Here is a 26,210-nt window from a genome sequence, read left to right as displayed (position 1 = left end):
GAACGGAAGTCACATGACCCGCACGCAATCGGCCACCCGTCGCGCCGGGGTCGCGGTCGTCGCCGCGATCCTCGGTGCGTCGTCGGCGTTCCTCGCGGCACCGGGATGGGCCGCACCGGCGCCGACCGACTCGCCCGCCACGCGGGCTGCGGCGCTCATCCGGCCGGCGATCGTGTATCTGGAGAGCTCGATTCCCGGTGTGGCGACGGCTCGCTGTACCGGATTCGTCGTCAACCCCGACGGCTACATCGCCACCGCTGGGCACTGTGTCGACCCCGGTCACCTCCAGGGCGAACATGCGACCAGTGGCTCCGGCAACCTCATCCTCGATCGGATCGCATCGAGCGGTCTCGAGGTCTCGGTACTCGGCGCCGGTCAGTCCGGTGACAAGGTCAAGCCGGTACCGGCACGCGTCGTGGACGTCCGCCCGCTGGGCCAGGGGGACGTGGCGCTGTTGAACGTCCAACTGTCGAACCTCCCGTCCTCGCAGCTGTCGACGACCGAGCCCCAGGTCGGCAACCCCGTCCAGGCGATCGGTTATCCGGCGACCACGGCGACGGTCACCGACTACAGCCTCGAACCGACCGCCAAGAGTGGCACCATCAGCGCGATCAGAACCGCCGGGACCGCCCCGGTCCTCGAGGTGAGTGCGGCCATGTCGCCCGGAATGAGTGGTGGGCCGACCATCGGTGACGACGGAAAAGTCGTCGGCATCAACAGCTTCCGGCCACCCGACGAGACCGGTGACTTCAACTACGTGACGGCGGTCAGCGAGCTGCAGGAGATGATGAAGAACAACGGGGTGACCTCGGAGCTGTCGCCCGCCGACAAGTCCTACCGCCAGGCACTCGGGCAGTACTACCAGGGCGACTACAGCGCGGCGATCGAGAACTTCGACAACTCGCTCTCGCTCTCGCCGAGCTATCCGAACGCGTTCGCACTGCGGACCGATGCGGTGCGCCGACGCGAGGCGGCCGGCGGAGGCCCGTCGAGCGACGGCAACGTGACCACGATGATCCTCATCGGCGCGGGCATTCTCGTTGCGATCGCCGCCGCCGGAGGGCTGGCCTACTACCTGTACACGCACCGTGGTAATCGTTCGAACTCTGACGTTCCCGGGGATGCGCTGCCCGCCGGAGCCTACGCCGCTCGACCTCCGCAGCCCTCACCCGATGCCCGGGCGACCGCACCGATGGGTCAGGCGCCACCTGCGATGGGCCCGGGTGGGGGGCCGAGCCCGCGTTGTGACAACTGTGGCTTCGAACTGGCACCAGGACAGTCGTTTTGCGGGAGGTGCGGCAAACGCCAGGAGTGATCGGGGGACCGAACCACCACGCATGAGACGTTGGGAGACAGAGATCATGCAACGCAGAATCGCCACATATGTCTATTCGAACGACCCGGTCCTACAGGCCGGCGTCGCCAGCCAGCTCAACCTGCGGCCCGAGGTGATCATCGTCAGCGGTACCGCTGTGGACACCGCGGAGGTCGCGCTGGTGGTCGCCGACCGGCTCGACGACCTGGTGAAGCGCAACCTGAAGGCGCTGCAGCGCAACGGTGTACCGCGCACGATGCTGGTACTCGGCACGATCGACGAATCCGTTGTGATCGAGGCGGCCGAAGCCGGTGTGAGCGGCCTGATCCGCAGGTCTGACGCCACCGCCGACACCTTGACCCGGCACATCCGCAAGGTCGCCGACGGCGGCGGGGTGATGCCCGCAGACCTGGTGGGGAATCTGCTCGGTCAAGTGGGCCGCCTGCAACGGCAGGTGCTCGCGCCGCGCGGGTTGCACTTCTCCGGATTGACCGAGCGCGAGATCGATGTGCTGCGACTGGTCTCCGAAGGAGACGACACCGCGGCGATCGCCAAGAAGCTGTGCTACAGCGAACGCACCGTGAAGAACGTCTTGCACGATGTGACGACCCGTCTGCAGCTGAGGAACCGGTCGCACGCCGTGGCCTATGCCCTGCGCGAGGGGTTGATCTGAGGTGATCGACGAGATCGACGCGGCACTGCGCGCGATCATCGTCGACGACGCGCTCGGCGGCGCGAGTGTCGATGTGGCGTTCGACGCGCCGACCAAGGAATGGGCGAGCAAACGGACCGGGCCGACCATCTGTGCCTATCTGTACGACATCCGTGAGGACGTGCGGCGGCGGGGGACCGGGTACGTCAACGAGTACGACGGCAACCGAACGACCGCCCGGCACAGCCCGCCACGCCACTTCCGACTGTCCTACCTGGTGGCCGCGTGGACACAGCGCCCCGAGGACGAACACGGGTTGCTGTCCCGACTGCTGCAGTGTCTGATCAACTATCAGGTGATCGGTCCGGAACGGCTCGGACCGACGTTGAGTGGCCTGGGACTGCCCGTCACCATGACGGTGGCACTGCCGCCGTCGGAGGATCGGTCGTTCGCGGATGTGTGGAGCGCCCTGGGCGGCGAACTGAAACCCTCGGTGGACGTGGTGATCTGCGCGCCGATGCCGGTGACCCGTACCCAATCGGTGGGCCCTCCGGTGTCCGCTCCGGTGCTGGAGATGGGCGACCTCGCCGTACCGGATCGTCCGCGGGAGATCCGGCGTCGTCCCCGGATCGTCGAGGACGGCGCCGATGCGACGGCCGAGGCCACGCCGTGACCGACGGTCTGCGTTACCTACGGTCACGAACCCACCTGGTGGAGAACCGGATTCGAGACGTGGTGGCGTTTCGTCGACAGTTCGACCCGACGCCGGACGATCCGTTTCGAGGCCTCTACATCGGCGACGACACAGTGGACGCGCTCCTCGAGCCGAATGCGGACCCACCTCCGCACGATGCCGATCGGACCCGGGTCGAACAAGAGGCCGACGAGATCGAGGCGGCCGGTGGCGAACTGCGCCTGCGTCGGCTCGCCCGCGGTGCCGAGCTCACCGACCTCGACGTCGAGCTGTTGCTCATCTGTGCGTTGCCGGAGATCGACGCGCGGTGGGAACGGCTGTACGGCTACCTGAATGATGACGTGTCCCGGCGACGTGCCACGCCGACAGTGGCGTTGGCGCTCGCGGGCTTCTCCTCCTGGGATGCCGATGCGCGTGGTCGCCTCGCCCCGCACGCACCACTGATGGCACTGGGACTGGTGACCGTCGACGACGTCGACCGTCCGTTTCTCACCCGCACGTTGCGTGTGCCGGACCGGGTCGTCGACCACCTGCTCGGCCACGACGTACCGCCTCCGGAGGTGGCCGACCTACTGGTCGATCCGGGACGGCACAGTGGGGCGGGAACCACGCAGGTCGAACGGGCGATCCGCGGCGGGTGCACTCTGATCTACCTCCGCGACGACGACGCAGGGATGGGTGGTGCCACTGCGGCTGCCGCCCTTGCCGCGACCGGTCGGCGGATGCTGGTCGTGGACGCCGCCCGTCTCGGGGATGACATCGACGCCGTGTTGGGACTCGTCCGCCGCGAGGCCGTGCTCGCCGATGCGACGGTGGTGGTGTGCGGCTTCCAGGAACTGTTCGGTCGCGCCACGCGGGCACCGTTGTTCGACGGCCCGATGCCGCTCGTCCTGGTGGGGCGAGGGCCCTGGCAACCGGAGACGTGCGACCGACTCCCGGTCCAGATCGACGTGCCGCATGTGACCGCTGTTGAACGTGTGGGTCTGTGGCGTGATGTCGCGTCGACGGCGCCGTACCGTGACATAGACGATGTCGCGGTGTATGCCCTCGACCCCGCCCAGATCCGCCGGGCCATGGCGAATGCCCAGGCGGTCGCCGATGTCCAGTCGACGACCGTGACGGCCGGTCACCTCCGTGAGGGTGCGCGCATGCTGAATTCCGCCGGCCTGCAACGGCTGGCGCAGCGCACGACGCCGGAGGTCGGGTGGTCGGATCTGGTCTTGCCCACCGCGACGATCGAGACCCTGCGTGATCTCGCGGGTCGCGCACGTCATCGTGAACAGGTGCTCGGTGAGTGGCGGATGCGGCGCGGTGGTGCCCGCGGACACGGGGTGATCGGCCTGTTCGCAGGCGATTCCGGCACCGGGAAGACGATGGCGGCCGAGGTCCTTGCCGGCGATCTCGGCCTGGACGTGTATTCGGTCAACCTGGCCTCGGTGGTGTCGAAATGGATCGGTGAGACCGAGAAGAATCTCGACCAGATCTTCGACGAGGCGGAGTCGGTCAATGCGGTGCTCGTGTTCGACGAGGCGGACGCGCTGTTCGGCAAACGCAGCGAGGTGCGCGACGCCCAGGACCGATACGCGAACGTGGAGACCGCCTATCTGCTGCAGCGGATGGAGACGTTCCGTGGTCTGGCCATCCTGACGACGAATCTGCGCGCGAACCTCGATGACGCCTTCACGAGGAGGCTGGATGCGGTGATCGAGTTTCCGCGGCCGGACGAGGACGCCCGCCGCGATCTGTGGCGCAGGTGCCTGTCCGCACCGGTACCCTGCGAGCCTTCGATCGACATCGACTCGTGTGCGAAGGCTTTCGCCATGTCCGGCGGTAACATCCGGGCCGCCGCGGTGACCGCCGCCTATCGTGCCGCTGCCGAAGGCCGCGCACTGTGCACGGCCGATGTGGTCCATGGGGTCGAGCAGGAGTATCGCAAGTTGGGTCGACTGATCGGACCCGAATTCGGGTTCCTGTCATCGATTTCGGATACACAGTCCGCCTAGGAATCCGAGGACCGCGCCCACCACGACGAGGACCGCGCCGTACATCGGGCCGCCGGTCCCGAACTTCTGGGTGAGGAAGAGCATGTAGCCGACGAATGCGACGATCATCGTGATCGCCGCGGTCTGCGTCGGTTTCCCCGTCTTTGCGAACACGCCGAGCGCCATCGCGGCCGCCAGGACAAGCACCGCGGCACGCGCCGCGGGCTGTGTCTGCGCGACCAGGTCGGCGTCGGCGTCGGGTGCCGCCAGGAGCTTGTCGACAAGGTAGTCCGGCAAGGTCTTCGCCCAGGGAGCGAACGCCCCCGCCGCCGACACGAGCGCGCCGATCAGGGTGAGCAGCACTCGTGCCACCGGCATCCAGTCCGAGGTGCGCTGGGCGAAGGCTCCATCGCAGGTCACGGTGCCCCGCCCGTCGGTGGCGGTGAACGACAGCGGGCGATCGCTGTGCTCGCCCGGATCGGGGGAAGGGGCGGTCACGGTCGCCTCCGCCCACACCGACCGTCGGGGTGGGACCTCCACCGTTGGTGGCCGGATGGCCACGCGCACGGCGGCTTCCGGGTCCGAGCCGGCCAGATGCACCGTGAGCCATCGGTCGGATGCGGTGTTGTCGACGATCACCTTGGTGCGTCCGGTGGATGTGTTCCGGACAGTGATCTTGCTCGGATACAGCCGGATCGCCGCAGTCGTGATGGCTGCGGCCGAGCTCGACAGCGTGAGCGTGCCGGATGTCTCCACCTCGTCGATCTCATCGGTCGCGATGACGCTGAAGGGATAGGAGACGTCCTTGCCCTCATCGGGCGGGTCGGCCTCGACGGTGAGGCGGAGTGCGACGATCTTCCCGGCGGCCACCTGGACCTGAGACGTCGAGAACGCGAATGTCACCCGGCCTTCGGGATCGCGCCCACCGATGGTGAGTGTGCGGTGGCTGCCACCGCGGCGATTGTCGACGACCACGTCGAGGTCGGCCATCGCGAAATCGCGTACACGGACGATGCTCGGCTCGAGCCGCAGGGTCACCGGAACATAAGCGGGTGCCTCGGAACGTTGCTGGGTCACCGACACCGACGCGTCGCTGTCATCGTCGCCGCAGGTCGCGGTCACCGTGAGGCGACGGTCGGTCTGGGTGCCGTGGTCGATCTCCGGCAATCGGAACATCAGGGTGGCGGTTGCGGTGGCACCATGCCCGACGGTGAGATGATCCGGCTCGATGCCGAAGTCGACCACACCCTCCGGATCCGTTGCGGCGAGTGTGACCGACTGTGGAAAGTTGCTGGCCGAATTGTCCAGGGTCAGTTGTACGGTGCCGCTGGTCTCGTCCTCGAGACGGATCACCGACGGGTGCACGGTGATCGGCACGGGCCGTCCGATCCGGGGGACCGTCACCTCGATCTCTGCGGGTGTGCTCTTGTGTTCGTCGGTGAGCGAGCGGATCACCAGGCCGACCATGATCGTCTGTGCCTCGGGGAGAGGGCCTTCGGCGAGGCCGAAACCGACCGGGACCATCGCGTCCGTGTGCGGGAGCAGCCGGATCTCTTCGTGGGTGACCGTCAGCCACTCAGGCGCGTCGGGGATCTCCACCACATATCCGTCGACGATCGGTGACGGGTTGTACATGTGAAGCGCGATCCCCGTGCCGACGGCAGGATCGAGTGTGACGGCGGGATGATCGGGTTCGACGGTCGGCGCGATCACCCGACTGATGTCGGCGGCGCTCGGCGGGGTCACCGTGGTCGCCCCGGGCGGCTTCGTTGCGGGCGCAGGCGACGACGGCGACGGGCCGCCCGCACCAGGCCCCGCGGACTGCGACCAGCCGAAGTACGCATCGCACTCCGTGCAGAACTGCGTACCCGGTGGATTCGCGGTTCCGCATGCCTCGCAGATGATGTCACCCATCGAACTTCGCTCCGGCTCGGACTGTCGACGTCAGTGGTCCCGGACTTCAGACTGTCACGCCGCAGGTGGTGCCCCAATCGCGAATGGTCCGGTTCGGGTTGCCCCATCGCGCAGGATTCGTTGCCCCCGCGGCAGGCGCCCACGTGCAGCACCGGGGTGTGGGCAGCGACGACGCGTCGATGACGCCGATTCTGCCCGAAAGGACAGCAGTCGTTGCCCTCGCCTGCGTCCGAATGCACGTTTCGCAAGTCCTTGCCCCCGACCATGATCAATGAACCCCACAGGCGTACAAGCCGAAACAGGAGCACCTCATGCCTTCGTATCTCTCACCCGGCGTCTACGTCGAGGAAGTCGACTCCGGTTCCCGCCCGATCGAGGGGGTCGGCACCGCCGTCGCCGCCTTCGTGGGACTGGCGGAGAGCGGCCCCTTCGATGAACCCACCCTCGTCTCCAACTGGACCCAGTTCACGTCCACATTCGGCGGATTCTTGACGAATGCCACACTGGCGCAATCGGTTTTTGCCTACTTCCAGAACGGGGGCGGCAACTGTTACGTCGTCCGAATCGGCAAGAACGGCAACGGGTCGAATCCGAACGCCCAGCGGGCCATCGAACCCGGACCCGCCCAGGCCGAGGTCGGCAACATGAAGGTCACCGCTCTCGACACCGAGGCGCCGGACAAGAGTCTGTCGGTGGAGGTGGCCGAAGCCGACGAGGGCGCACCGGAGGGCAGCGTCAAGGTCGTGGTCAAGCGCGGCGACGACGTGGTGGAGCAGCACACCGGGGTGGTGTCCGGGCGCGGCCAGACCAACGTCAAGACCGTGGTCAACAACGAGTCGAAGCTGATCAAGTTCGAGTCTGTCACCGGCCATACCGGCGGTGAGCTCGCCAAGGGACAGTCGGCGGTCCTCGCCGTGCCCGCGCCGACGGTCGAGGTGCCGTCGTCGATGTCGGCGGACGACTATGTCGGGGACGTGGAGACACGCACCGGCTTCTCGGCGCTCGAGGCGATCGATGACATCACGATGGTCGCGATCCCCGATCTGATGACCGCGTACGCGCAGCAGACCATCGACCTCGACACGGTGAAGTCGGTGCAACTCGCGATGATGGCCCACTGCGAACTGATGGGCGACCGCATGGCCATCCTCGACACCCCACCCGGTCTCAACGCGCAGCAGGTCAAGAAATGGTGCACCGAGACAACGGGTTACGACTCCAAGTACGCGGCGCTGTACTGGCCGTGGATCGGTGTGGGCAAAGGCGAGTACCTGCCCCCGTCCGGATTCATGGCCGGCATCTGGGGACGCAACGACGACACCCGGGGTGTCCACAAGGCGCCGGCCAACGAGGTGGTGCGAGGCGCCGTCGACATCGAGACCCAGATCACCCGCAACGAGCACGACCTGCTCAACCCGGCAGGCATCAACTGCATCCGGACGTTCACCGGACGCGGCATCCGGGTCTGGGGTGCGCGCACTCTGTCATCCGATCCGGCATGGCGCTATCTCAACATCCGGCGTCTGTTCAACTACCTCGAGGAGTCCATCCTCGCCGGCACGAACTGGGTGGTGTTCGAACCGAACGATCCCGCCCTGTGGGCTCGCCTGCGACGGACGATCAGTGCCTTCCTGACCAACGAATGGCGCCGCGGAGCGCTGTTCGGTGCGACACCGGACGAGGCCTTCTTCGTCAAGTGTGACGCGGAGACCAATCCGGCGGAGGGAATAGACGCCGGCGAAGTGGTCTGTCAGATCGGTGTGGCCCCGGTGAAGCCGGCCGAATTCGTGATCTTCCGACTCTCCCAGTACTCCGGCGGCACCAGCCTCGTCGCCGAATGACCATCCGACGAAAGTGATGTGACACCATGGCACTACCCGATTTCGACAGCTCGGTCGGCCACTCCTTCGGTCTCGAGTTCGACGGCATCCAGATCAAGAGCATCACCGAGGTCAACGGCCTCAAGATGGAACAGGATGTCATCGAGTACAAGTCGAACACCGCCGCCGACGGCAAGTACGCGATCAAGAAGCTCCCCGGAAGATGGAAGGCGGGCGAGGTGACGTTGTCCCGGCCGCTGACCGACGACAACAGCTTCGACAAGTGGATCAAGGATTCCCAACTCGGCAAGATGGGCGACGTCCGCAAGGGCGGGGCGATCGTCGTCTACGACTACGAAGGCACGGCGGTCAAGCGCTACAAGGTGACCAACGCGTGGCCGAAGAGCCTGGAGATCAACACCTTGAAGGCAGGCGACACGAGCGTGCTCACCGAGAAGCTGATTCTGACCTACGAGCGCCTGGAGGTCGACGGTGCGTAGAACTCACGGTGGCGCAGCGGTACTCGACGTACCGGACGCGGATGCGGCCGACGACGACGGTGCACCGCTGCGGACCGAGTTCGACTTCGTCCTGCCCCGTGGGTATGTCGACTCGTCGGGTGTCGTGCACCGGAACGGGACAATGCGTCTGGCCACCGCACGCGACGAACTCGTCTCCCAACGCGATGACCGGGTACGGGAGAACCCGGGCTATCTCACCGTGGTGTTGATCAGCCGGGTCGTGACCCGGCTCGGAACGCTCGACGACGTGCATGCGGGCGTGGTGGAGACCATGTTCGCGTCCGATCTCGCCTTCCTGCAGGATCTCTATCGCCGGATCAACCAGGAAGGTCACACCAGGGCCGGGGTGGTCTGCCCCCATTGCGGCGGGGAGTTCGCCGTGGACCTCTCGGGTGGCCGCCTGGGGGAATAGCGACGTACGAGGTCGACAGCCTGTACCGGGAGATCTCGTACGTTGCCATGAACTTCCATTGGAGCAGGGACGAACTGCTCGATCTCGAACATGCCGAACGGCAACGCTACGTCGGTCTCATCAACGACTTCACCGCCGCCGAGTGACGCCGTCCCGAGGCCGCCGGACGAGCTTCGTGTGCGTCAGACCGACAGTGACAGAGCAACAGCGGAACACCGACAGCGGAACACCGACAGCGGAACACCGACAGCGGAACACCGACAACCGGACACTGCGACAACCGGACACTGCGACAACCGGAACACCGACAACCGGACACTGCGACAACCGGACACTGCGACAACCGGACACTGCGACAACCGGACACTGCGACAACCGGACACTGCGACAATGCGGAAGGGGATGCCATGCACTGGCGTTGGCCGATGTTGCGTAGCGGCGCGACGAAAGTGCAGCGAGCCATGGCCGATTCCGACGTGTCCCGATCCACGAGGGCCGCCGCGACCGCACCGATGACGCCACCGGCCACCCCACCGATGCATCTGGCGTCGGGCGACGAGATCACCACCACCGGCAGATTCGCCCCGTCGCTGTCCGGTGGGGCCCGAGCGTTGATGGTGCAGGCCCTCGCGACCACCGTTGACCTGGGCCACCAACCGGCGATGCTCGCCGACCCCGCGACGATTCGGGTCGGACATGTCCAGCGGCAGCCGGTGCTCAGCGGGCCCGCGATCGTGCCCGCAGGCACGGCGGGTACGACGGGTGCGGACGCGGCAGGGGCGGCCCAGGGACGTGGTCGGCTGACGCCGATCCAATTGAGCGCCACCGACCCCGCACCGACCCGGCGTGCCGAGCCCCGGGTGATGGACGTCCAGACGCAGACCTCATCACCGACGCCGACGGACATCGATCGAACGCTGGACGCTATCGATGACCCCAACCCGCCGCGTCCGGCAGGGCGAGTGCTGGATCCACTGCCCGGGCCGATCCAACTGACTGCGGCCGACGCCCCGGTCCCGCAGACCCCGGCGCCGCAGACCACGGTGCAGCAGATCGCGGCTCCGCGGTCGGCCGTGGCGGAGTCGGCCGTGGCGGAGTCGGCCGTGGCGGACCGGTCACGCTCTGCGGTCCCGTCGCCGGGACCCGCAGTGGCTCCGACACCGACTCCTACCTCGGCGTCGGCTCCGGCGCCGGGCGTGGTGATGCGGGCCGTTGCGCCGAACACACCGTCCGAGACGGCCAGATCCTCGACGGTGCCCGCGAGCGCGAGCCCCGCCGACGATCCTGCCGCCCCGTCTCGAGCCGAAGTACCTGTTCCCGCCAGATCCGCTGCAGTACCGGTGATCACGATCACCAGGGCAGTCCAGCGGTCCCAGACGGTGCCGGTCTCGCGTCATTTTCCAATGTCTCCCCGCGAGCCGGCACCTCAAACCTCAGCGGTCGCGCACACGGTGCCGACCGATGTGCAGGTCGGACGTTCGGCCGACCCCCCCGTCGAGACGATGCCGGTGCCGACGGACGCTGTCGTGGTCGCACGATTGGGCGTCGATGTGACGGCGCGGCCCGCCGATCCGACCGCTGATGGACATCACGGGGGTCCGGTCGACACGGCAGCGTCCTCGGTCGCCGGATCAGCACCGGTGACCGGCGCCGGCGTGGGTGAGCTTCCACTCCAACGAACCGAGCATGTCGACCGAACCCCACACGTCCGGCGAAGCCCGTACGGCGCCGCTCCCGCGGTGTCACCGCCGGCGCCGGTTGTCGCGACGTCGTCGGAATCCGTGACGACGCCCGGCCCGGTGCCGTCCGGCGCGATGTCCGGGAGCGGGTCGAGTGTGCAGCGGCAGGCCGATGCATCGACTCCCGATGGTGGGAGCGTCGAGACGAGGACCCGGAACCCGCAGGCAACCGCTTCGGACGTTGCCCCGACGGACAGCAGCACGTCGGGGCCCGGGGCCGGCGACATCGACACCCAGAGAACGGGTGATACGGGAATCGACCCTCCGAACCCTCCTGTGGCGCAGACGTTCACGCACCCCGCCGTCGTCGTCCCAGAGCACGGTCTCGTGTCACCGCCGACGCCACAAACCTCACGGATCACGCGAGGCGCTTCCGGTTCCCACGACGTGTCTGCGGGGGATGCCGGGACCACTGTGAGCCGGACCGTGGCGGACGGTCCGGGTTCGTCGGGCGGCGAGTTCGTCGGGTCCGTCAGGGGCGGCGACGGTTCGTTGCGCACCGAAGTCGGGAGGTCGCCGGAGCTGCCGTTGGTGGTTCCGGCCGCCGGTGCACCGCGCCGTGTTCAGCGAAGTGCCGTCGGGCGGCCGATCGCCACCGCACAGCGAGAGACGTCGGAGACCCAGGTCTCCTCTCAGCCGGTCTCGTTCGCGGCGATGTTCGGTATCGGATCGGGGACCCGCCCCACCGACGCGTCGGTGGCCGACTCCGTCGACCGGGCGCGGCCGGCGTCTTCGGGCGGCGTCGCACCGGTACAGCGGACCGTCCGTCCCGCCACGCCGATTCATCCCGCCACTCCTGACCCTGCGAGACGCGATGCGATGCCGGTGGCTCCGGGACCGATGACCGCACAGCGGTTCGGGCTTCCGGTCCAACTACCCGATGTCGACACGTTGCGCGACCGGCTCGGCGAGAAGCTGGCCGACACCGCCGGCGACCAGGCGCGCAGCCGACTCGGTGAGGCAGGGCAGCACCTGCGCGACAGCGTGATTCCCGACGGTACCGTCCGCGAGATCGCAGATCGTCTGCCCGGTGTCACCCAGGCCGCCGACGGTCTTACGAGGACTGTCGCCGATCGAGTGGGGAACATCGCGGATCGGGTGGGGAACGTCGCACACCAGGGTGCATCCGCGGTTGCCGGGGCCGCGGCCGCCGGCGGCTCGTCGACCGATGATCTCGAGGACCTCGCGCGGCGACTCTACGAACCGTTGTCGGCGCGTCTGCGCACCGAACTCTGGCTCGACCGCGAACGGGCCGGCTTCCTGACCGACCAGTGACCAGCGGCGCGACGCCGACACCACAACGAAGAGGAGACACGATGACCACCACCGATCCTGCGGTGAGCGTGTGCTTTTCGGTGACCGTCGATTCGGCACCGTTGGGCGACTTCGTCAGCTGTGACGGACTCGGCCTGGAGATCGTGCTCGAGCAACGCGAAGAAGGCGGCAACAACGGGATGGTCTGGCAATTGCCCAGCCGCGTGAAGTTCAGCAACATCAAGCTCACCCGGCCGGTGTGCGACGACAGCTACAAGCTGGCCGAGTGGGTGAGCGCGGTGGTGGCCGGCTACACGCCGACAACCGCGAAGATCGCCGCCAAGAACGCCGAAGGCGACACCGTCGCCGAATGGTCACTCGACGGTGTGCTGCCGGTGAAATGGACCGGACCGTCCCTGAGCCTGGAAACGCCGAAGGTCGCCGTCGAGACGATCGAACTCGTGCATCGCGGGATACGCGGGTCGAAGGGCGACGGCTCATGAGCGATGCGGTAGCACTCTCCGCCACATCCGCGTCATCGTCGAAGGGTTCGACATCCGCGGATCAGATCGTGCATGCCGAACTCGAGATGTTCGAACCGACGAAAGCGCCCGGCGGTGCCAAGCCCGGCGCGAAACTGGGATCGATCGCCTTCCAGTTCAACCCGCGCGAAGTGACGATCACCAAGGCGGCCAAGTGGGAGAGCAAGCCGTCCAAAGGGGCGGCCAAGGCGGGTGCCGCGGAGTTCATGGGCGCACAGCCGTGCACCCTGTCGCTCGAGATGTTCCTCGACGCCACGGCCAAGCAGGACGACAGCGTCGCGACCGGTGTCGATCGCCTCATGTCGTGTTGCGTCCCCACGGGGTCGACCACCGGCACACCGAAGGCGATCCCACCGCTCGTCGTGTTCAAGTGGGGTGGGCTCACCAGCTTCCCCGGTTTCATCACCAAGGTGACCGCGAAGTTCACGCTGTTCGCCGCGGACGGCAAGCCTCTACGTGCGGTCTGCACGGTGGACATCGAGGAGATGCCCGGCGGCAAAGGGGGACAGAACCCGACGTCGCGCGCGGCGTCGGCGCGACGGACCCACGTACTCGTCGCAGGCGAATCCCTGGCCACCCTGGCGCACCGCGAGTACGGCGATCCCAATCATTGGCGGGCCATCGCCCGGTTCAACGACATCGACGACCCGATGCGTATCCCATCAGGCACCGTCATCCGCCTCCCGGCGGTGGACGACGTCTATGCCACCAGCATCGCGCGCCGGACCGAGGTCTGAGACCATGGCCACCACATCGGGTTTCACCATCGCCGTCGGCGGCAGTCCATTGCCGGACACGGTGATGCTGCAGCTGGTGTCCTCCTACGTCGACACCCACACCGGATTGCCCGACGCCTTCGCCCTCCGGTTCCGCGACAACACTCGTCAGGTTCTCACCGACGGTGGCCTGCGCATCGGAGCCCCGATCCGCATCTCCATCACCACCGACGATCAGCCGGCGCCCCGCGACCTGCTCGTCGGGGAGATCACCGCGATCGAAGCGGAATTCGAGAAGACCGGAACGTTCACGACGGTCCGTGGATACGACCAGTCACACCGGCTGTTCCGCGGCCGGCACACCGCCGCCTACACCCAGGTGACCGCCTCGGATGCGGCCACCCAATGCGCGCGGAGGGCCGGTCTGCGGCCCGGTCGGATCGAACCCTCGTCGACGGTCTACGACCACCTCTCCCAACGGGGCCAGAGCGATTGGGAGTTCCTGTCGGCCCTGGCCCGCGACATCGGGTACCGCGTCGGGGTGACCGACGGGGCGTTGGACTTCGCTCCGCCCACCGCCGCCGACACCGGGCCGGGCCGCGATCCGGAGAATCCACTGGTCCTCCGGTTCGGGACGGACATCATCCGACTGCGTTCGGCGATCACGGCCGCCGAACAGGTGGGCCGTGTCGAGGTCCGTGGTTGGGATGTCGCGACGAAGCAACCCATCGTCGGCACCGCGGAGCCGGAGACGCCGAGCGCGAAGTTGGACGACATCGATGCGGCCGGCCTCGCCGGTACGTTCGGTAACCGCACCCACGTGGAATCCGACCGGGGCATACGGTCACAAGCCGAGGCCGACTCGGCGGCGCGGGCCCGCGCCCAGTCCATCGCCGGCGGTTACGCCGAGGTCGACGCGGTGTGTGCGGGCAACCCGGCCTTGCGGGCGGGTGTCGCGGTCGCGCTCACCGAACTCGGCGCACCGTTCGACGGGAAGTTCGTCCTGACCGCCGCGCGCCACCGGTATGAGCCGAGCGGGGGCTATACCACCACCGTCGCGGTCACGGCCGCGCATGACCGCAGCCTGCTGGGACTCACGTCCGCCGGCGGTGGGACCGCGGCGAATGCGACGGCAGGTGTGGTGATCGGTCAGGTGACCGACATCAACGATCCGCTGGCCCAGGGACGCGTGAAACTCGCGTTCCCACAGCTCTCGGCCGACTACGTCACCGGGTGGGCCCGCACGGTGTCGGCGGGCGCGGGCAAGGAACGTGGCGCGCTGATCCTCCCCGAGGTCGGCGACGAGGTCTTGGTCGCCTTCGAACGCGGTGACTCGACCCACCCCTATGTGATCGGTGGTCTGTACAACGGCGTCGACACCCCGGATGCCAAGGGCGTCGACCTGGTGGATTCGGGCTCGGGCACGGTCAATCGTCGATCTCTGGTCTCGCGGCGCGGTCACCGCATCGACCTCAATGATCAGGATGGGCGGACCGAGGGCGTTGTGCTGGCGACCGGGGACGACGCCCTCAGAATCGAACTCGACGCCATCGGACGCGCCATCACGGTGACCAGCGGAGGCTCGGTATCGATCCGGGCCGATCAGGGCATCACCGTCGACGCCGGTGCAGGCGCTCTGGAACTGCGCGGAACCCGCGTCTCCGTGAAGGCCACCACTGCAGCCGAACTCACCTCATCCGGCCCGATGTCCGTGCAGGGCACCCCGATCAAGCTCAACTGAGGAGTACCGCCATGCCACCAGCAGCCCGCGTCGGCGATCCGACCGCACACCCCGGTGTGATCGGCCCGCCCGGATGTCCGACCGTGCTGATCGCCGGGGCGCCGGCCGCGACGGTCGGCACGCCTCACCTGTGCTCCTTCCCACCGCCGGCGGTGCATCCTCCCACGGTCATCGCGCCGCCCGGCTGTCCCACAGTGCTGATCGGCGGGCAACCGGCGGCTCGGGTAGGCGACATGGCGGTCTGCGGCGCGGTCATCGTCGCCGGCGCACCAACAGTTCTGATCGGCTGACAGGAGCCCGTGATGATGGACCCACAACAATCCACCGATTTCGTCGGACGAGGCTGGGCATTCCCGGTCCGGACCGATCCCACGGGGGCGTTCGCTCTCGCAGGCGGAGGCGCCGATGTGGAGCAGGCGATCGAGATCATCTTGCGTACATCGCCAGGTGAACGTCCGATGCGCCCGGAGTTCGGTTGCCGCATCAACGATCACGTATTCGCACCGGCCACCGCGGCGACAGCTGCGGGTATCGCCCGCGACGTGCAGACCGCGCTCGAGGACTGGGAGCCGCGGATCGACGTCGACGGCGTCGAGGTCGACTTCGCGTCTGCCGACGCCGGCACCTTCTACATCGATGTCCGCTACCGCATCCACGGGCGCAACGACATCCGTAACCTCGTGTTCCCGTTCTACGTGATCCCTGATGAACCCGACGACACGCTGCCGGGTTCGACGGCCACCTACACCGAGGCGGGGTGACAACGAGATGCTGCCCGCACCCGATCTCGACGACCGGCACTTCCAGAACCTGGTGGACGACGCGAGACGTCTCGTCCGCGAACGGTTCCCGGAGTGGAGCGATCACAACATCTCCGATCCGGGGATCACCCTGATCGAAGCGGTCGCCACCATGGTGGATCAGCTGATCTATCGGCTCAATCGTGTTCCGGACCGGAACTATCTGAAGTTCCTCGACCTGCTGGGTCTGGAGATGCGCGCGGCGTCGACGGCACGCACCAGGGTCACGTTCTGGCTGTCATCGCCGCAACCGCAGGCGGTCGAGGTCCGCGCGGGCACCGAGGTCGGGACCGTGCGGACCGACATCGCCGAACCGGTGGTGTTCTCCACCGAACGTGATCTGTCGATCATCCCGTGTTCGTCCGAGCGCGTGTTCGCCGCGCCGTCCGGCGTCGACCCAACCGATCGGAGCCTGTCGCTGGGACACGGCGGCTTCGACTGCTTCGCGGCGACACCGCAACCCGATGACGCGTTGCTGATCGAACTCTCCGATCCCGTGCCGTCCTGTGCGGTGCTCCTGCGGATCACCTGCCGGGTTGCCGGCGTCGGCGTGGACCCGCGCCGACCACCGCTGCAATGGGAGGCGCTCACCGATCGGGGGTGGGTGGCCTGCGACCTCGGCAGCGACGAGACAGGTGGGTTCAACGAGCCGGGCGATGTCGTGGTGCACCTGCCGGACGACCACGCGCGGGCGACGGTGGCCGGTCATCGTGGCGCTTGGCTGCGGTGCCGCGTCGTCGAGGCGTTGCCCGGCCAGCCGACGTACTCCCGGTCGCCACACATCGATGCACTGTCGGCGCAGACGATCGGGGGCACCGTGTCTGCCGCCCATGCGCAGACCGTCAGTGGTGAGGTCCTGGGAGTCTCCGATGGCACCGTGGCACAACGCTTCTCGCTGCATGAACGCCCGGTGGTGCCCTCCGCGAACCTGACCGTGACGGTCACCGACGGTAAGGAGTCCTCGACGTGGACCGCCGTCGAGGAATTCGCCGACCGGGACGTCGACGATCGGGTGTTCCACCTCGACGCGGTCGCCGGCGAGGTGGTTTTCGGCCCGGCGGTCCGTGAGGCCGACGGCTCGATCCGTGCCTACGGGGCCACACCCCGCAAGGGTGCGGTGGTCGCCGTCGACGAGTACCGCATCGGTGGCGGTGCTCGGGGGAACGTGGCGGTCGGACAGTTGCGGGTACTCAAGACCAGCGTGCCGTTCGTGTCGCGGGTCGAGAACCGTGTCGCCGCGGTCGGTGGTGCCGAGGCCGAGACGATCGACGAACTCAAGTTGCGCGGACCTGTCGTCCTGCGGTCGAGGGGAAGGGCCGTGACCGCGGAGGATTTCGAGGAACTGACCAGACAGGCGGCGCCGGAGATCGCGCGGGTGCATTGTCTCGCCGACGACACGTCGCCAGGTGTCGTCCGGGTACTGGTCGTGCCGCATGTCGCCGACGATGCGGAAGGACAGATCCGGCTGCACGATCTGACCCCGACGAAAGAGACGCTCGACACGATCGCCGGATACCTCGACGAGCGACGCGTGATCGGGACCCGGCTGTTGATCGAGCCGCCGCAGTACATCGGGGTAACAGTCCTGGTCAGCGTCAGCGCAGCGCTCGGATTCGACAAGGCGATGGTACGAGACGCGGTGCAGCAGAGACTGTATCGGCTACTGCACCCGGTGTACGGAGGCCGTACCGGCGCCGGCTGGCCTGTCGCGCGGTCGCTGGGTGTGCCCGACCTCACCGCGGCGCTCGCCGACATTCCGGGAGTCGACATGGGGCAGGACGTCGCGGTTCAGTTGGTCCCGGTGAACCCGGCCACGGGACGGCGTGCCGAGCCGACGGACCGGGTGAGGCTGCCCGCCAACGGGTTGTTCCTGTCCTACCGGCATCAGGTCCGGGTGATCTGAATGCGTGGGGTACTCCCGGACATCGTCAGCCCGCATCCGGTCGGGGCGACCCTGCCGTCCATCTACCTCGACGACGAGCACGCGCAGGGCCTCTGCAGCGCTTTCGACGAGATGCTCGCGCCGGTGTTCCTGGTGCTCGATGCCTTTCCCGCTCTACTCGATCCGGCCACGGCGCCGGCAGATTCGCTGAGCTGGCTCGCCGGCTGGATCGGTCTCGTCCTCGAAGGCCACGAGAGCGTGGAAGACCGGCGCGGGCTGATCGCCGCCGGCGCGGAGTTGCTGCGATGGCGGGGGACCGCGCGGGGGGTCCGCGACGGCGTCGCTGCGGCGTTCGGCATCACACCCGAGGTCACCGAATCCGGTGGGGTCACCGTGTCGACCGAACCGTCCGGGCCGACGCAAGCGGACTCGGCGGAACCATTGATCACGGTCCTCGTCCGGGTCGACGATCCGGACGCGTTCGACCGTCAACGCCTGGACGCCGTGGTGTCGCGGATCAAGCCGGCCCATCTGCCACATCGGGTTGAGGTCGTCGGTCGCTGAGCCGAGGTCTGTGGGGCGCCGCTCCGAGGAGCGAGCCTGCGAGCATCACGAGGTCATCGACCTTGGTTCACCACCCCGGTCCCTGAGGAGCGAGCTTGCGAGCGTCACGAGGAGAGCGAGCTTGCGTCACCACCCCGGTCCCTGAGGAGCGAGCTTGCGTCACCGCCCGGTCCCTGAGGAGCGAGCTTGCGAGCGTCACGAAGGGCGGCCCTTCGTGACGGGCCTCCGCTGGCGCTCCGGCCCTCCTCAGGGACCGGGGGAGTCGGCGTTGCTGTGCGACTGCGCCAGCCGAAAGTGTTCCGGGACATGAAGAAGCGAGCTTGCGTTACCACCCCGGTCCCTGAGGAGCGAGCTTGCGAGCGTCACGAAGGGCGGCCCTTCGTGACGGGCCTCCGCTGGCGCTCCGGCCCTCCTCAGGGACCGGGGGAGTCGGCGTTACTGGGTGACTGCCAGCCGAAGGTGTTCCGAGACATGAAGAAGCGAGCTTGCGTTACCACCCCGGTCCCTGAGGAGCGAGCTTGCGAGCGTCACGAAGGGCGGCCCTTCGTGACGGGCCTCCGCTGGCGCCCCGACGCCGACCAGACCCGGGCATCCAGGAGCTGACTGGGTCAGCCGAACCGCTCTGTTCGTATCCGATCGGGACGGTGACCGGCGGCGATCATCGCGTCCGCGCAGTGTTCGACGAAGCTATTCGGGCCGCACACGAACACCGTGGGCTCCCGGTCTGGAGTAATCGTCAAAGCGGCGAGTTCGTCGGCGCTGAGCCGTCCGACCGGCCGGGTGTCGCCGAGGTCGGGCTCTCGCGTGTAGGCGAGGTGTACCGGCAGGCGGCGGTGATCAGAGAGCTGGCGCAGTTCATCGGCGAAGAGCGTCCGGTCGGGTGACCGCAACGAATACACCAGGTTGAACGGCACGAGTGGGGCTGCCACCTCTCGGCTCCGGATCATCGCCATCAGCGGAGCGAGCCCCGAGCCGCCGGCGATCAGTTGTACGGGCTGTGGATCACGCTCATCCCACGTGAACCATCCGCCGTGGGGGACGGTGACCTCCAGCGGCTCGCCGACTTCGACGACATCGACGAGATAGGGCGAGACCTCACCGTCGTCAGCACGTTCCACGGTGACCTCTACCGTGCGTGCTTCGCGTACATCCGACAGCGAGTACGTGCGTGCCGTCGAGTAGCCGTCCTCGGCGGTCAGACGAATGTCGATGTGCTGGCCCGGAAGTCCCCGGAAAGGTTCGGCGAGTCCGAGCCGCAGTGACCGTGCGCTCTCGCTGTGGCGGGTCTCCGAGACGACCAGGGTCACCTGCCACTCGTTCATGAGTAGCGCTGCTCGGTCCACGGATCGCCGTGCATGTGATAGCCACGGCTCTCCCAGAAGCCGGGAGTGTCACCGGACATGAAGCGCAGTCGCCGTACCCATTTGGCACTCTTCCAGAAGTAGAGGTGGGGTACCAGGAGTCGTGCGGGCCCGCCGTGCTCTGCGGGTAGGGGTTCGCCGTCGTAGGTGTCGGCGATCCATCCCTGTCCGTCCACCAGGTCGGACAACGCGACGTTCGTCGTGTATCCGCCGTAGCAGTGCGCCATCAGATGTGTATCGGCGGGCCAGGGAAGAGAATCGACGATGGTGTCGAACGATACTCCGCGCCAACGGGTCTCGAACTTCGACCATCGGGTCACGCAGTGGATGTCGGTGACGATCTCCTCATGCGTAAGATCCTGGAACTGCGACCAGTTCCAACTGTGTCCCCTGTGGTCGGACGATTGGACGGTCAAGGACCACGAGTCCAGCGGAATGGTCGGAGTCGGCTCAGCGGACAGCACAGGGAAATCGAAGGTGCGGTACTGCCCGGGCGGCAGCCGTGTTGCATCACGGTCGCGACGCCCGACGAACCCGCGATTGACGATCGCCATGCCGAGATCCTACGCGCGGAGCGGGATGGGTGCCCGTTTGTGTTCTCGCATGTTTGAACAGTTCTGGAACACGGGACGAAGATCGAGGCCGGTTGGCCGCCGGCGCCCCGCTTTCCTGTCGGTGGCGGCCGATATTCTGTGACCAATTGAAGTGATGCGGGTTGTCCACAACCCCTACCGACGATGAGGCCTTCTTGTCGGTGGTCTCGGATAATCTGTGGTCAGTGAATTCCTCACGGGGGCTGTGGTTTCTGATGACGGGCTGAGGTTGTTTGTCCTGTCGGTCTGTATTGCGTATGCGAGCGTCACGAAGGGGGTGTGGTGTTCTCTTATTCGGATTCGGTTGCCGATGATGCGGTTCTGTCGTCGGCCGGGTCGGCGGATCTGGCTGCCGAGGCGTGTGCTGCGTTGCGGTTGAGTCGTCAAGCTGAGGCGCGGGCGTTGTTGTTGGCCTTTCGGATCGGTGAGCAGGTGCATGACGATCTGATGGTGGCGTTGGGTCCGCGCGCGCAGATGAAGGTGCGTCGTCATGCGGAGAAGGCGGCGGTCGGGGAGATCTCGCTGCAGTTGGGGTTGTCGCGGACCAAGGCCGGCAAGTGGTATCGGTTGGGGTCGGCGTTGCAGCTCAGGCCGAAGCTGCGGATGGCGTATCTCGACGGTGATTACAGCACCAATCGGTTGTCGGAGTTGGTGCATTTTGTCGAAGCGGCACCCGATGTCACACAACATGATTCGACTCCCGACACGGACACCGCGGGCTCAGGTGGCGGTGACGACAGCTGTGCCGATAACACCGACATCGACGCCGAACCTGGCACCTCCGATCCCGCCGACGCCGCTGATCCCGCCGACACTGCCGATCCCGCCGACACTGCCGCCGATCCCGCCGACACTGCCGCCGATGTTGAGCCGGTCACTGATGTGGAGGACATTGCTCTGAAGTATGGGGCGCGTCCGACGACGGACACGGTGTTGCGCGATGAGTTGGCCGGGGTGGCGATCGGGCTGGATCCGGAGGGGGCGGCCGAAGCACGCAGGGAGTTCGGGCGGGCGTGGCAGAACGTGACGGTGACCAATGACAGTTCCGGGCATGCCAACATCGACGCCTGTGTGCCGGCCGAGTACGGGGTGTTTCTGCGTGAGGGGATCGCGGCGTTGTTGCGTGCGCGGGTGTGTCGGCGCGATCCGCGCACGCTGGGTCAACAGCGGGTCGACGCGTTGGCCGAACTCATCGGTGTCCCCGGTGTGCGGCTGACGTGTCGGTGTGGCGACGACGACTGCCCGGCCGGCGGAGCGCCGACTGACCCGACCTCTGGACCGACCGATCCGACCCAGCCCCCCGCACCCGGACCAGACCGCGGCGGAGCCGATGGCGCCGCAACCGATGTGGGCGGTGCCCCGCAGGGTGGCGACCCCGCAGACGGTGCGGGCACAAGCGACCCTGACGAATTGGCCGATCGTGACGATCCCGCCGATCGTGACGAAGCAGCCGGGGACACCGCGCCCGAGTCTGACACAGCATCTGAGCCGGACCGCGACACCCCGACCGCGCTCACCCCGACTGCGCCACCGTGGACCCTAGAACTTGGCCCGGATGGCATCGAGGTGCCCCGGTTGCGTGGCTACGGGGCGATCGATCCCGCCCTGGCTGACCGGCTGAGCGATCGGGCCACGCTGATCTCTTTGCCGGACCACCAGAGTCGCCGACCGTCGGGGCTGATCGTGCTCGGCGAGCGTGGACCGGCCCCACCGGTCGATCCGTCCGGACACGGCGGCCACGACCTGCCGCCGCCGGGTGCGTTGACCTATGCGCCGTCGACGAGGGTGCGTGAGCAGGTTCTGTTGTCGGATCGGTACTGCCGGTATCCGTTCTGCGGGCGACCCGCGCACGAATGCGAGCTCGATCATCTGGTGAAGTTTCGGCGTGTCGACCCGCAGACCGGGGGTTGGACGCTGCCCGCAAACCTGGCACCGCTGTGTCGGCCGGATCATCAGCGCAAGCATCTGGGCATGTGGATACCGACGATGAACATCGACCGCACCATCACCTGGCGCAACCCGGTCACCGGGAAGGTCATCGTCACCTACCCGCGGTAGCCGGCCCAACGCGGGCGCATCCTCGCAGGCTCGGAGGCTCCTCAGGGACCGGGTGATGACGCATCCTCGCAAGCTCGGAGGCTCCTCAGGGACCGGGTGATGACGCCCGCAGGCTCGGAGGTACCTCAGCTTGAGTTTTATCCTTTGGGTTTGGTCGTTTTCTGTTTGTTTTTGGTGGTGGAGTGGTGTTTTCCGATGTGGTGGCGGGTGGCGGGGCGGGTGTTGGGGGTGCCTTTGGGGCGTCCGGGGCCGGGTTTGCTGGGTTTTGGCGCGCTGGCCAGAGGGGGCAGGGTGGCGTGGATGCGGGGAAACCCGCGGCGGACGCGGGCGGGGGTCAGGCGTTGGGGTGGGGCGGGTTTTTCCCAGGGGCGGCGGGCGTCTTCGGCGAGGGGGCGGGCCAGGCGTAGTTGGGTGTAGGCGATGATGATCAGCCAGGTCCAGCGGTCGGCGGATTGGGGGCTGCGGATTTTGGGGGCGGTCCAGCCCAGGGTTTGTTTGAACAGTCGGAAGGTGTGTTCGAGGTCGAATCGGCGGAGGTAGAGTTGCCAGAACCGATCCTGTTGTGCCGCTTGGAGTTCGGGGTCAGAACACCAGAGCCAGACGGGCTGGGGGTGGCGGTCACCGGGGAGATGGTCGACGGTGAGGCGGATGACGGTGCCCTCGACGATCGGCAGCAGTCCGCGGTGGCGGGTCCAGAGTCCGCGTCGCTCGAGGCGGGGGTGCTGGCGGTGCCAGGCGGTGGCGGTGGCGGTGCCGTAGCGGCTGGTCTCGGTGGTGGTGACCGCGGTCGGTGTGGGCTGGTCGTGGGGGTCGGCGAAGGCCAGCCGGGGTCCGTGGCGGGCCGGGCGGCCGGCGGCGGCCGGGGGTGGTGGCGGCCCGAACAGGACCCGGTCAGAGCGCATCCGGCCCAGGATCACCACGGGCAGGTCGGCCAGCAGGAAGGCCAGCAGCGGCAGGTCGTAGCCGGCGTCGAAGACGATCAGGATGTCGGGGTCGCCCCGACGGTGTTGGCCGGCGGTGCGGAGCCGGGCGATCACCGCGCGGAGTTGGGTGGCGGTGACTTCGGTGGCATCGTCGTCGGGATGTAGTCGCTGCGTGTCGAGCACCGCGGTCCAGCAACTGCGGCCGGGTTCGAGGACGGCGACTACCGAGTACTGCCAGCCGGGGATCATCTGCGCTTGCGCCCGCTTCCCACGTCCGTAGACGTGGCAGAACGCGCGTTCGGGGCTGGTGGGGGCGTCCGGGCGTAGCCACGGGCTGACATCGACGGCCAGGACCAGGCGCCCGTCGGTATCGCGGGGCAGCGGCCCGGCCGCCAACGCATCCCGAACCTTGTCGATATCGATTGCACCGCAATTGATGGCGTCGTACAAACCGCCGTGACTGCGGCGGTGTTCGCGGGCCAGGGACAACTCGACGAAGGTGTTGACCGGCCCCGCCGAACACAGCACGGCGTCGGTCACCTCGAACAACCCATCGCGCCGCGCGGTCATCGCGTGATAGACGGTGTGGCGAAACGCTGCCAGTTCGGCGTGCGCCCGCGCGCCGAGTTGGTCGACCGCCGACACATCGGGCACACTGCAAGACACGGCCACCACCTGCGTTCTCTCGAGGCTCTTCGCATGAACCTCAAGAGGAACAGGCGGTGGCCGTCTTGCACACACGACACGCCGAGTAACACCAAACCCATCAGCCCCACACGTCCCACAGCTTAAAACTCAAGCTCAGGGCGCGGGTGGTCACGCATCCTCGCAAGCTCGCGCGGCGGGATTCTCCCGCATCCTCGCAGGCTCGCGCGTCAGGATTTTCCCGATCCCTGAGGAGGTCCGGAGCGCTAGCGGCGCGCTAGCGGAGGCCGTCACGAAGGGGCGCCCCTTCGTGACGCATCCTCGCAGGCTCGGAGGCTCCTCAGGGAGCGAGTGGTGACGCATCCTCGCAGGCTCGGAGGCTCCTCAGGGAGCGGGGGGTGACGCATCCTCGCAGGCTCGGAGGCTCCTCAGGGAGCGGGGGGCCCTGTCTGTCAGGGTGAGTTGAGACCAGCGCTTCGTAGCAACCCCCCCGTTTGGCAGGGCGAGATCAGGATGAGTATCGATGTCTGTTGTGAGTGTCAGTAGCTCCGATAATGGGGTGATGGACAGTGGTAGTGAGCAGCACACTGGTGGTCAGGGGCCGCGGCGGCGCCGCAGTTTCACCGCCGAGGACAAGTTGAGGTACCTCGCGGCCTATGAGAAGGCGTGTGAGACCGGTGAGGGCGGCGCCTATCTGCGGCGTGAGGGCTTGTATTCGTCGTTTATGAGTGAGTGGCGTCGGTTGCGTGATGGTGGTGTCCTGCACGCCGATGAGGCCGCGGCCGGTCGGGTGCCCCGGTCGGGGTTGAGCGCCGAGCAGGCTGAGATCGCCCGGTTGAAAAAGGAACTGGCTCAGGCCACCAGCAGGTTGGAAACAACCCAAACCGCGCTGGAGATCATGGGAAAAGCACACGCGCTCTTGGAGCAGATCTCCAAGAGCGCGGATTCCGAGGACCCGCGCGGACAGCGTTGATGACGACGTTTACGGCGTTGACCGCGGCCGGAACCCCCCAGCGCACCGCGGCGCTGCTGACCGGGATGTCGCGGGCCACCATGGCACGACGCACCGCCACCGAGATCGCTGAGGCCGAAGGTGACGGTGGTGCCCGGACCCCGGCGACTGGCCGGCGCGCTGCTGCGGCGCGGGTGGAGCCGGCCAACAAGCTCGACCAGAGCGAACGTGTCCAGGTGCTGGCGGTGCTCGCCAGTGACCGGTTCGTGGATTGCGCACCGGCCCAGGTGTACGCCACGTTGCTCGATGAGGACTGCTACCTGTGTTCGATCTCCACGATGTATCGCATCCTGGGCGCCCACGACCAGGTCCGGGAGCGTCGCCGACAGGCCACCCATCGCGCCACCGCGATACCGGAGTTGGTGGCCACCGGCCCCCGCCAGGTCTACACCTGGGACATCACCAAACTCGCCGGCCCGCAGCGGGGGGTGTACTACGAGGCGTACGTGATGATCGACATCTACTCGCGCTACATCGTCGGGGTACACGTGCAGACCCGCGAATCCGGGCCGCTGGCCACCGCCATGATGCGTGAGGTGTTCGGGGTCCACGGCATCCCCGAGGTCGTGCACGCCGATCGGGGGACCTCGATGACCTCGAAGACCGGTCACCGAACTGCTCGCCGACCTGTCGGTGACCCGCTCACATTCACGCCCACACGTCTCCAACGACAACCCGTACAGCGAATCCTGGTTCAAGACACTGAAATACGCGCCGGTGTTCCCCACCCGGTTCGGGTCCATCCAACAGGCCCGCGAGTTCATGGCCACCTTCACCGACTGGTACAACCACACCCACCGCCACAGCGGCATCGGCCTGCACACACCCGCCGATGTGCACTACGGCCACGCCGCCACCATCGCCGCCGAACGCACCCGCACTCTCGCCGCGGCCCACCGCGCTCACCCCGAACGCTTCGGACCCAGCGATCCCGCCCCGAAGATCCTCGCACTGCCCGAGGCAGCCTGGATCAACAAACCCCAAGAGGAGCAAAAACCGACAGTCGCCTAACACCCACTGGCCTCAAACCCCTTGACAAGTTCCGGGGTGACGCATCCTCGCAAGCTCGG

The 26,210-nt window shown here is 67.4% G+C and carries 21 protein-coding genes and 1 pseudogene; 18 read left to right on the top strand and 4 right to left on the bottom strand.

The genetic code is table 11. The features are described 5' to 3' along the window. The first annotated feature begins 13 nt into the window (after positions 1-13). The 4 genes from AC4AMJ_RS12975 to AC4AMJ_RS12960 are packed head-to-tail and all read left to right on the top strand — an operon-like array spanning position 14 to position 4,664. Positions 14-1,315: a trypsin-like peptidase domain-containing protein gene (locus AC4AMJ_RS12975; RefSeq protein WP_489894581.1), complete on the top strand. Its 1,302-nt coding sequence runs from the start codon at positions 14-16 to the stop codon at positions 1,313-1,315. 46 nt (positions 1,316-1,361) lie between these two features. Next, positions 1,362-1,988: a response regulator transcription factor gene (locus AC4AMJ_RS12970; protein WP_489918230.1), complete on the top strand. Its 627-nt coding sequence runs from the start codon at positions 1,362-1,364 to the stop codon at positions 1,986-1,988. Between the two features lies 1 nt (position 1,989). Next, a complete protein-coding gene (locus AC4AMJ_RS12965; protein WP_489918229.1) occupies positions 1,990-2,640 on the top strand; it encodes a Pvc16 family protein in 651 nt (216 codons plus the stop codon). Continuing rightward, complete coding sequence (locus tag AC4AMJ_RS12960; RefSeq protein ID WP_489918228.1) at positions 2,637-4,664, top strand: AAA family ATPase; 2,028 nt, start codon at positions 2,637-2,639, stop codon at positions 4,662-4,664. The genes AC4AMJ_RS12965 and AC4AMJ_RS12960 overlap by 4 nt, the downstream gene beginning before the upstream one ends. Here AC4AMJ_RS12960 and AC4AMJ_RS12955 read toward each other — a convergent pair. After that, a complete protein-coding gene (locus AC4AMJ_RS12955; protein ID WP_489918227.1) occupies positions 4,635-6,557 on the bottom strand; it encodes a hypothetical protein in 1,923 nt (640 codons plus the stop codon). The genes AC4AMJ_RS12960 and AC4AMJ_RS12955 overlap by 30 nt on opposite strands. 311 nt (positions 6,558-6,868) lie before the next feature. On the opposite strand from AC4AMJ_RS12955, the gene AC4AMJ_RS12950 reads away from it, so the two are divergent. From AC4AMJ_RS12950 to AC4AMJ_RS12895, 12 genes are all read left to right on the top strand, one after another. Beyond that, positions 6,869-8,398 carry a phage tail sheath family protein gene (locus AC4AMJ_RS12950; RefSeq protein WP_489894591.1) on the top strand — a complete coding sequence of 510 codons (1,530 nt, stop codon included), beginning with the start codon at positions 6,869-6,871 and terminating at the stop codon, positions 8,396-8,398. Positions 8,399-8,424: 26 nt separating this feature from the next. Then, entirely contained in the window at positions 8,425-8,877 is a 453-nt protein-coding gene (locus tag AC4AMJ_RS12945; protein WP_489894593.1) for a phage tail protein, read from the top strand. Continuing rightward, on the top strand, positions 8,870-9,310 hold the full coding sequence (locus AC4AMJ_RS12940) for a hypothetical protein (protein WP_489918226.1): 441 nt from the start codon (positions 8,870-8,872) through the stop codon (positions 9,308-9,310). Before AC4AMJ_RS12945 ends, AC4AMJ_RS12940 begins: the two co-directional genes overlap by 8 nt. Next, on the top strand, positions 9,259-9,456 hold the full coding sequence (locus AC4AMJ_RS12935) for a DUF6760 family protein (RefSeq protein ID WP_489918225.1): 198 nt from the start codon (positions 9,259-9,261) through the stop codon (positions 9,454-9,456). The genes AC4AMJ_RS12940 and AC4AMJ_RS12935 overlap by 52 nt, the downstream gene beginning before the upstream one ends. Before the next feature lie 261 nt (positions 9,457-9,717). After that, complete coding sequence (locus AC4AMJ_RS12930; RefSeq protein ID WP_489918224.1) at positions 9,718-12,324, top strand: hypothetical protein; 2,607 nt, start codon at positions 9,718-9,720, stop codon at positions 12,322-12,324. 41 nt (positions 12,325-12,365) lie between these two features. Next, the gene (locus AC4AMJ_RS12925) at positions 12,366-12,806 is read left to right on the top strand and encodes a phage tail protein (protein ID WP_489894601.1); all 441 of its coding nucleotides are present in this window, start codon (positions 12,366-12,368) and stop codon (positions 12,804-12,806) included. Beyond that, positions 12,803-13,582, top strand: a complete 780-nt coding sequence (locus AC4AMJ_RS12920) for a CIS tube protein (RefSeq protein WP_489894603.1) — start codon at positions 12,803-12,805, stop codon at positions 13,580-13,582. Before AC4AMJ_RS12925 ends, AC4AMJ_RS12920 begins: the two co-directional genes overlap by 4 nt. Positions 13,583-13,586: 4 nt before the next feature. Beyond that, positions 13,587-15,302, top strand: a complete 1,716-nt coding sequence (locus AC4AMJ_RS12915) for a VgrG-related protein (RefSeq protein WP_489894605.1) — start codon at positions 13,587-13,589, stop codon at positions 15,300-15,302. A gap of 11 nt (positions 15,303-15,313) precedes the next feature. Next, complete coding sequence (locus AC4AMJ_RS12910) at positions 15,314-15,592, top strand: PAAR domain-containing protein (RefSeq protein ID WP_489894607.1); 279 nt, start codon at positions 15,314-15,316, stop codon at positions 15,590-15,592. 12 nt (positions 15,593-15,604) lie between these two features. Then, on the top strand, positions 15,605-16,063 hold the full coding sequence (locus AC4AMJ_RS12905) for a GPW/gp25 family protein (protein WP_489894609.1): 459 nt from the start codon (positions 15,605-15,607) through the stop codon (positions 16,061-16,063). Between the two features lie 7 nt (positions 16,064-16,070). Next, positions 16,071-18,005 (top strand): putative baseplate assembly protein, encoded by a 1,935-nt coding sequence (locus AC4AMJ_RS12900; RefSeq protein ID WP_489918223.1) that lies wholly within the window; start codon positions 16,071-16,073, stop codon positions 18,003-18,005. Continuing rightward, positions 18,006-18,548 carry a phage tail protein gene (locus AC4AMJ_RS12895; RefSeq protein ID WP_489918222.1) on the top strand — a complete coding sequence of 181 codons (543 nt, stop codon included), beginning with the start codon at positions 18,006-18,008 and terminating at the stop codon, positions 18,546-18,548. Positions 18,549-19,156: 608 nt separating this feature from the next. Here AC4AMJ_RS12895 and AC4AMJ_RS12890 read toward each other — a convergent pair. Both AC4AMJ_RS12890 and AC4AMJ_RS12885 read right to left on the bottom strand, forming a co-directional pair. Next, positions 19,157-19,870 (bottom strand): FAD-binding oxidoreductase, encoded by a 714-nt coding sequence (locus AC4AMJ_RS12890; RefSeq protein WP_489894615.1) that lies wholly within the window; start codon positions 19,868-19,870, stop codon positions 19,157-19,159. After that, the gene (locus AC4AMJ_RS12885) at positions 19,867-20,463 is read right to left on the bottom strand and encodes a molybdopterin-dependent oxidoreductase (protein WP_489894617.1); all 597 of its coding nucleotides are present in this window, start codon (positions 20,461-20,463) and stop codon (positions 19,867-19,869) included. The genes AC4AMJ_RS12890 and AC4AMJ_RS12885 overlap by 4 nt, the downstream gene beginning before the upstream one ends. Positions 20,464-20,784: 321 nt before the next feature. On the opposite strand from AC4AMJ_RS12885, the gene AC4AMJ_RS12880 reads away from it, so the two are divergent. Further along, positions 20,785-22,560 carry an HNH endonuclease gene (locus tag AC4AMJ_RS12880; RefSeq protein WP_489894621.1) on the top strand — a complete coding sequence of 592 codons (1,776 nt, stop codon included), beginning with the start codon at positions 20,785-20,787 and terminating at the stop codon, positions 22,558-22,560. Between the two features lie 137 nt (positions 22,561-22,697). Here AC4AMJ_RS12880 and AC4AMJ_RS12875 read toward each other — a convergent pair whose 3' ends face one another. After that, complete coding sequence (locus tag AC4AMJ_RS12875) at positions 22,698-24,149, bottom strand: NF041680 family putative transposase (RefSeq protein ID WP_489897329.1); 1,452 nt, start codon at positions 24,147-24,149, stop codon at positions 22,698-22,700. Positions 24,150-24,651: 502 nt separating this feature from the next. On the opposite strand from AC4AMJ_RS12875, the pseudogene AC4AMJ_RS12870 reads away from it, so the two are divergent. Further along, positions 24,652-26,151, top strand: a pseudogene (locus AC4AMJ_RS12870) (IS3 family transposase). Positions 26,152-26,210 lie beyond the last annotated feature (59 nt).

It is taken from the genome of Gordonia sp. LMA484 (assembly GCF_058129505.1).
This window is presented reverse-complemented; position numbering and strand designations above follow the sequence as displayed.

Bases quoted from the DNA above. Each gene is read 5' to 3' on its own strand.
- AC4AMJ_RS12975 (WP_489894581.1), top strand. From the start codon at position 14: ATGACCCGCACGCAATCGGCCACCCGTCGCGCCGGGGTCGCGGTCGTC.
- AC4AMJ_RS12970 (WP_489918230.1), top strand. From the start codon at position 1,362: ATGCAACGCAGAATCGCCACATATGTCTATTCGAACGACCCGGTCCTA.
- AC4AMJ_RS12955 (WP_489918227.1), bottom strand. From the start codon at position 6,557: ATGGGTGACATCATCTGCGAGGCATGCGGAACCGCGAATCCACCGGGT.
- AC4AMJ_RS12950 (WP_489894591.1), top strand. From the start codon at position 6,869: ATGCCTTCGTATCTCTCACCCGGCGTCTACGTCGAGGAAGTCGACTCC.
- AC4AMJ_RS12945 (WP_489894593.1), top strand. From the start codon at position 8,425: ATGGCACTACCCGATTTCGACAGCTCGGTCGGCCACTCCTTCGGTCTC.
- AC4AMJ_RS12930 (WP_489918224.1), top strand. From the start codon at position 9,718: ATGCACTGGCGTTGGCCGATGTTGCGTAGCGGCGCGACGAAAGTGCAG.
- AC4AMJ_RS12925 (WP_489894601.1), top strand. From the start codon at position 12,366: ATGACCACCACCGATCCTGCGGTGAGCGTGTGCTTTTCGGTGACCGTC.
- AC4AMJ_RS12920 (WP_489894603.1), top strand. From the start codon at position 12,803: ATGAGCGATGCGGTAGCACTCTCCGCCACATCCGCGTCATCGTCGAAG.
- AC4AMJ_RS12915 (WP_489894605.1), top strand. From the start codon at position 13,587: ATGGCCACCACATCGGGTTTCACCATCGCCGTCGGCGGCAGTCCATTG.
- AC4AMJ_RS12910 (WP_489894607.1), top strand. From the start codon at position 15,314: ATGCCACCAGCAGCCCGCGTCGGCGATCCGACCGCACACCCCGGTGTG.
- AC4AMJ_RS12905 (WP_489894609.1), top strand. From the start codon at position 15,605: ATGATGGACCCACAACAATCCACCGATTTCGTCGGACGAGGCTGGGCA.
- AC4AMJ_RS12900 (WP_489918223.1), top strand. From the start codon at position 16,071: ATGCTGCCCGCACCCGATCTCGACGACCGGCACTTCCAGAACCTGGTG.
- AC4AMJ_RS12895 (WP_489918222.1), top strand. From the start codon at position 18,006: ATGCGTGGGGTACTCCCGGACATCGTCAGCCCGCATCCGGTCGGGGCG.
- AC4AMJ_RS12890 (WP_489894615.1), bottom strand. From the start codon at position 19,870: ATGAACGAGTGGCAGGTGACCCTGGTCGTCTCGGAGACCCGCCACAGC.
- AC4AMJ_RS12885 (WP_489894617.1), bottom strand. From the start codon at position 20,463: ATGGCGATCGTCAATCGCGGGTTCGTCGGGCGTCGCGACCGTGATGCA.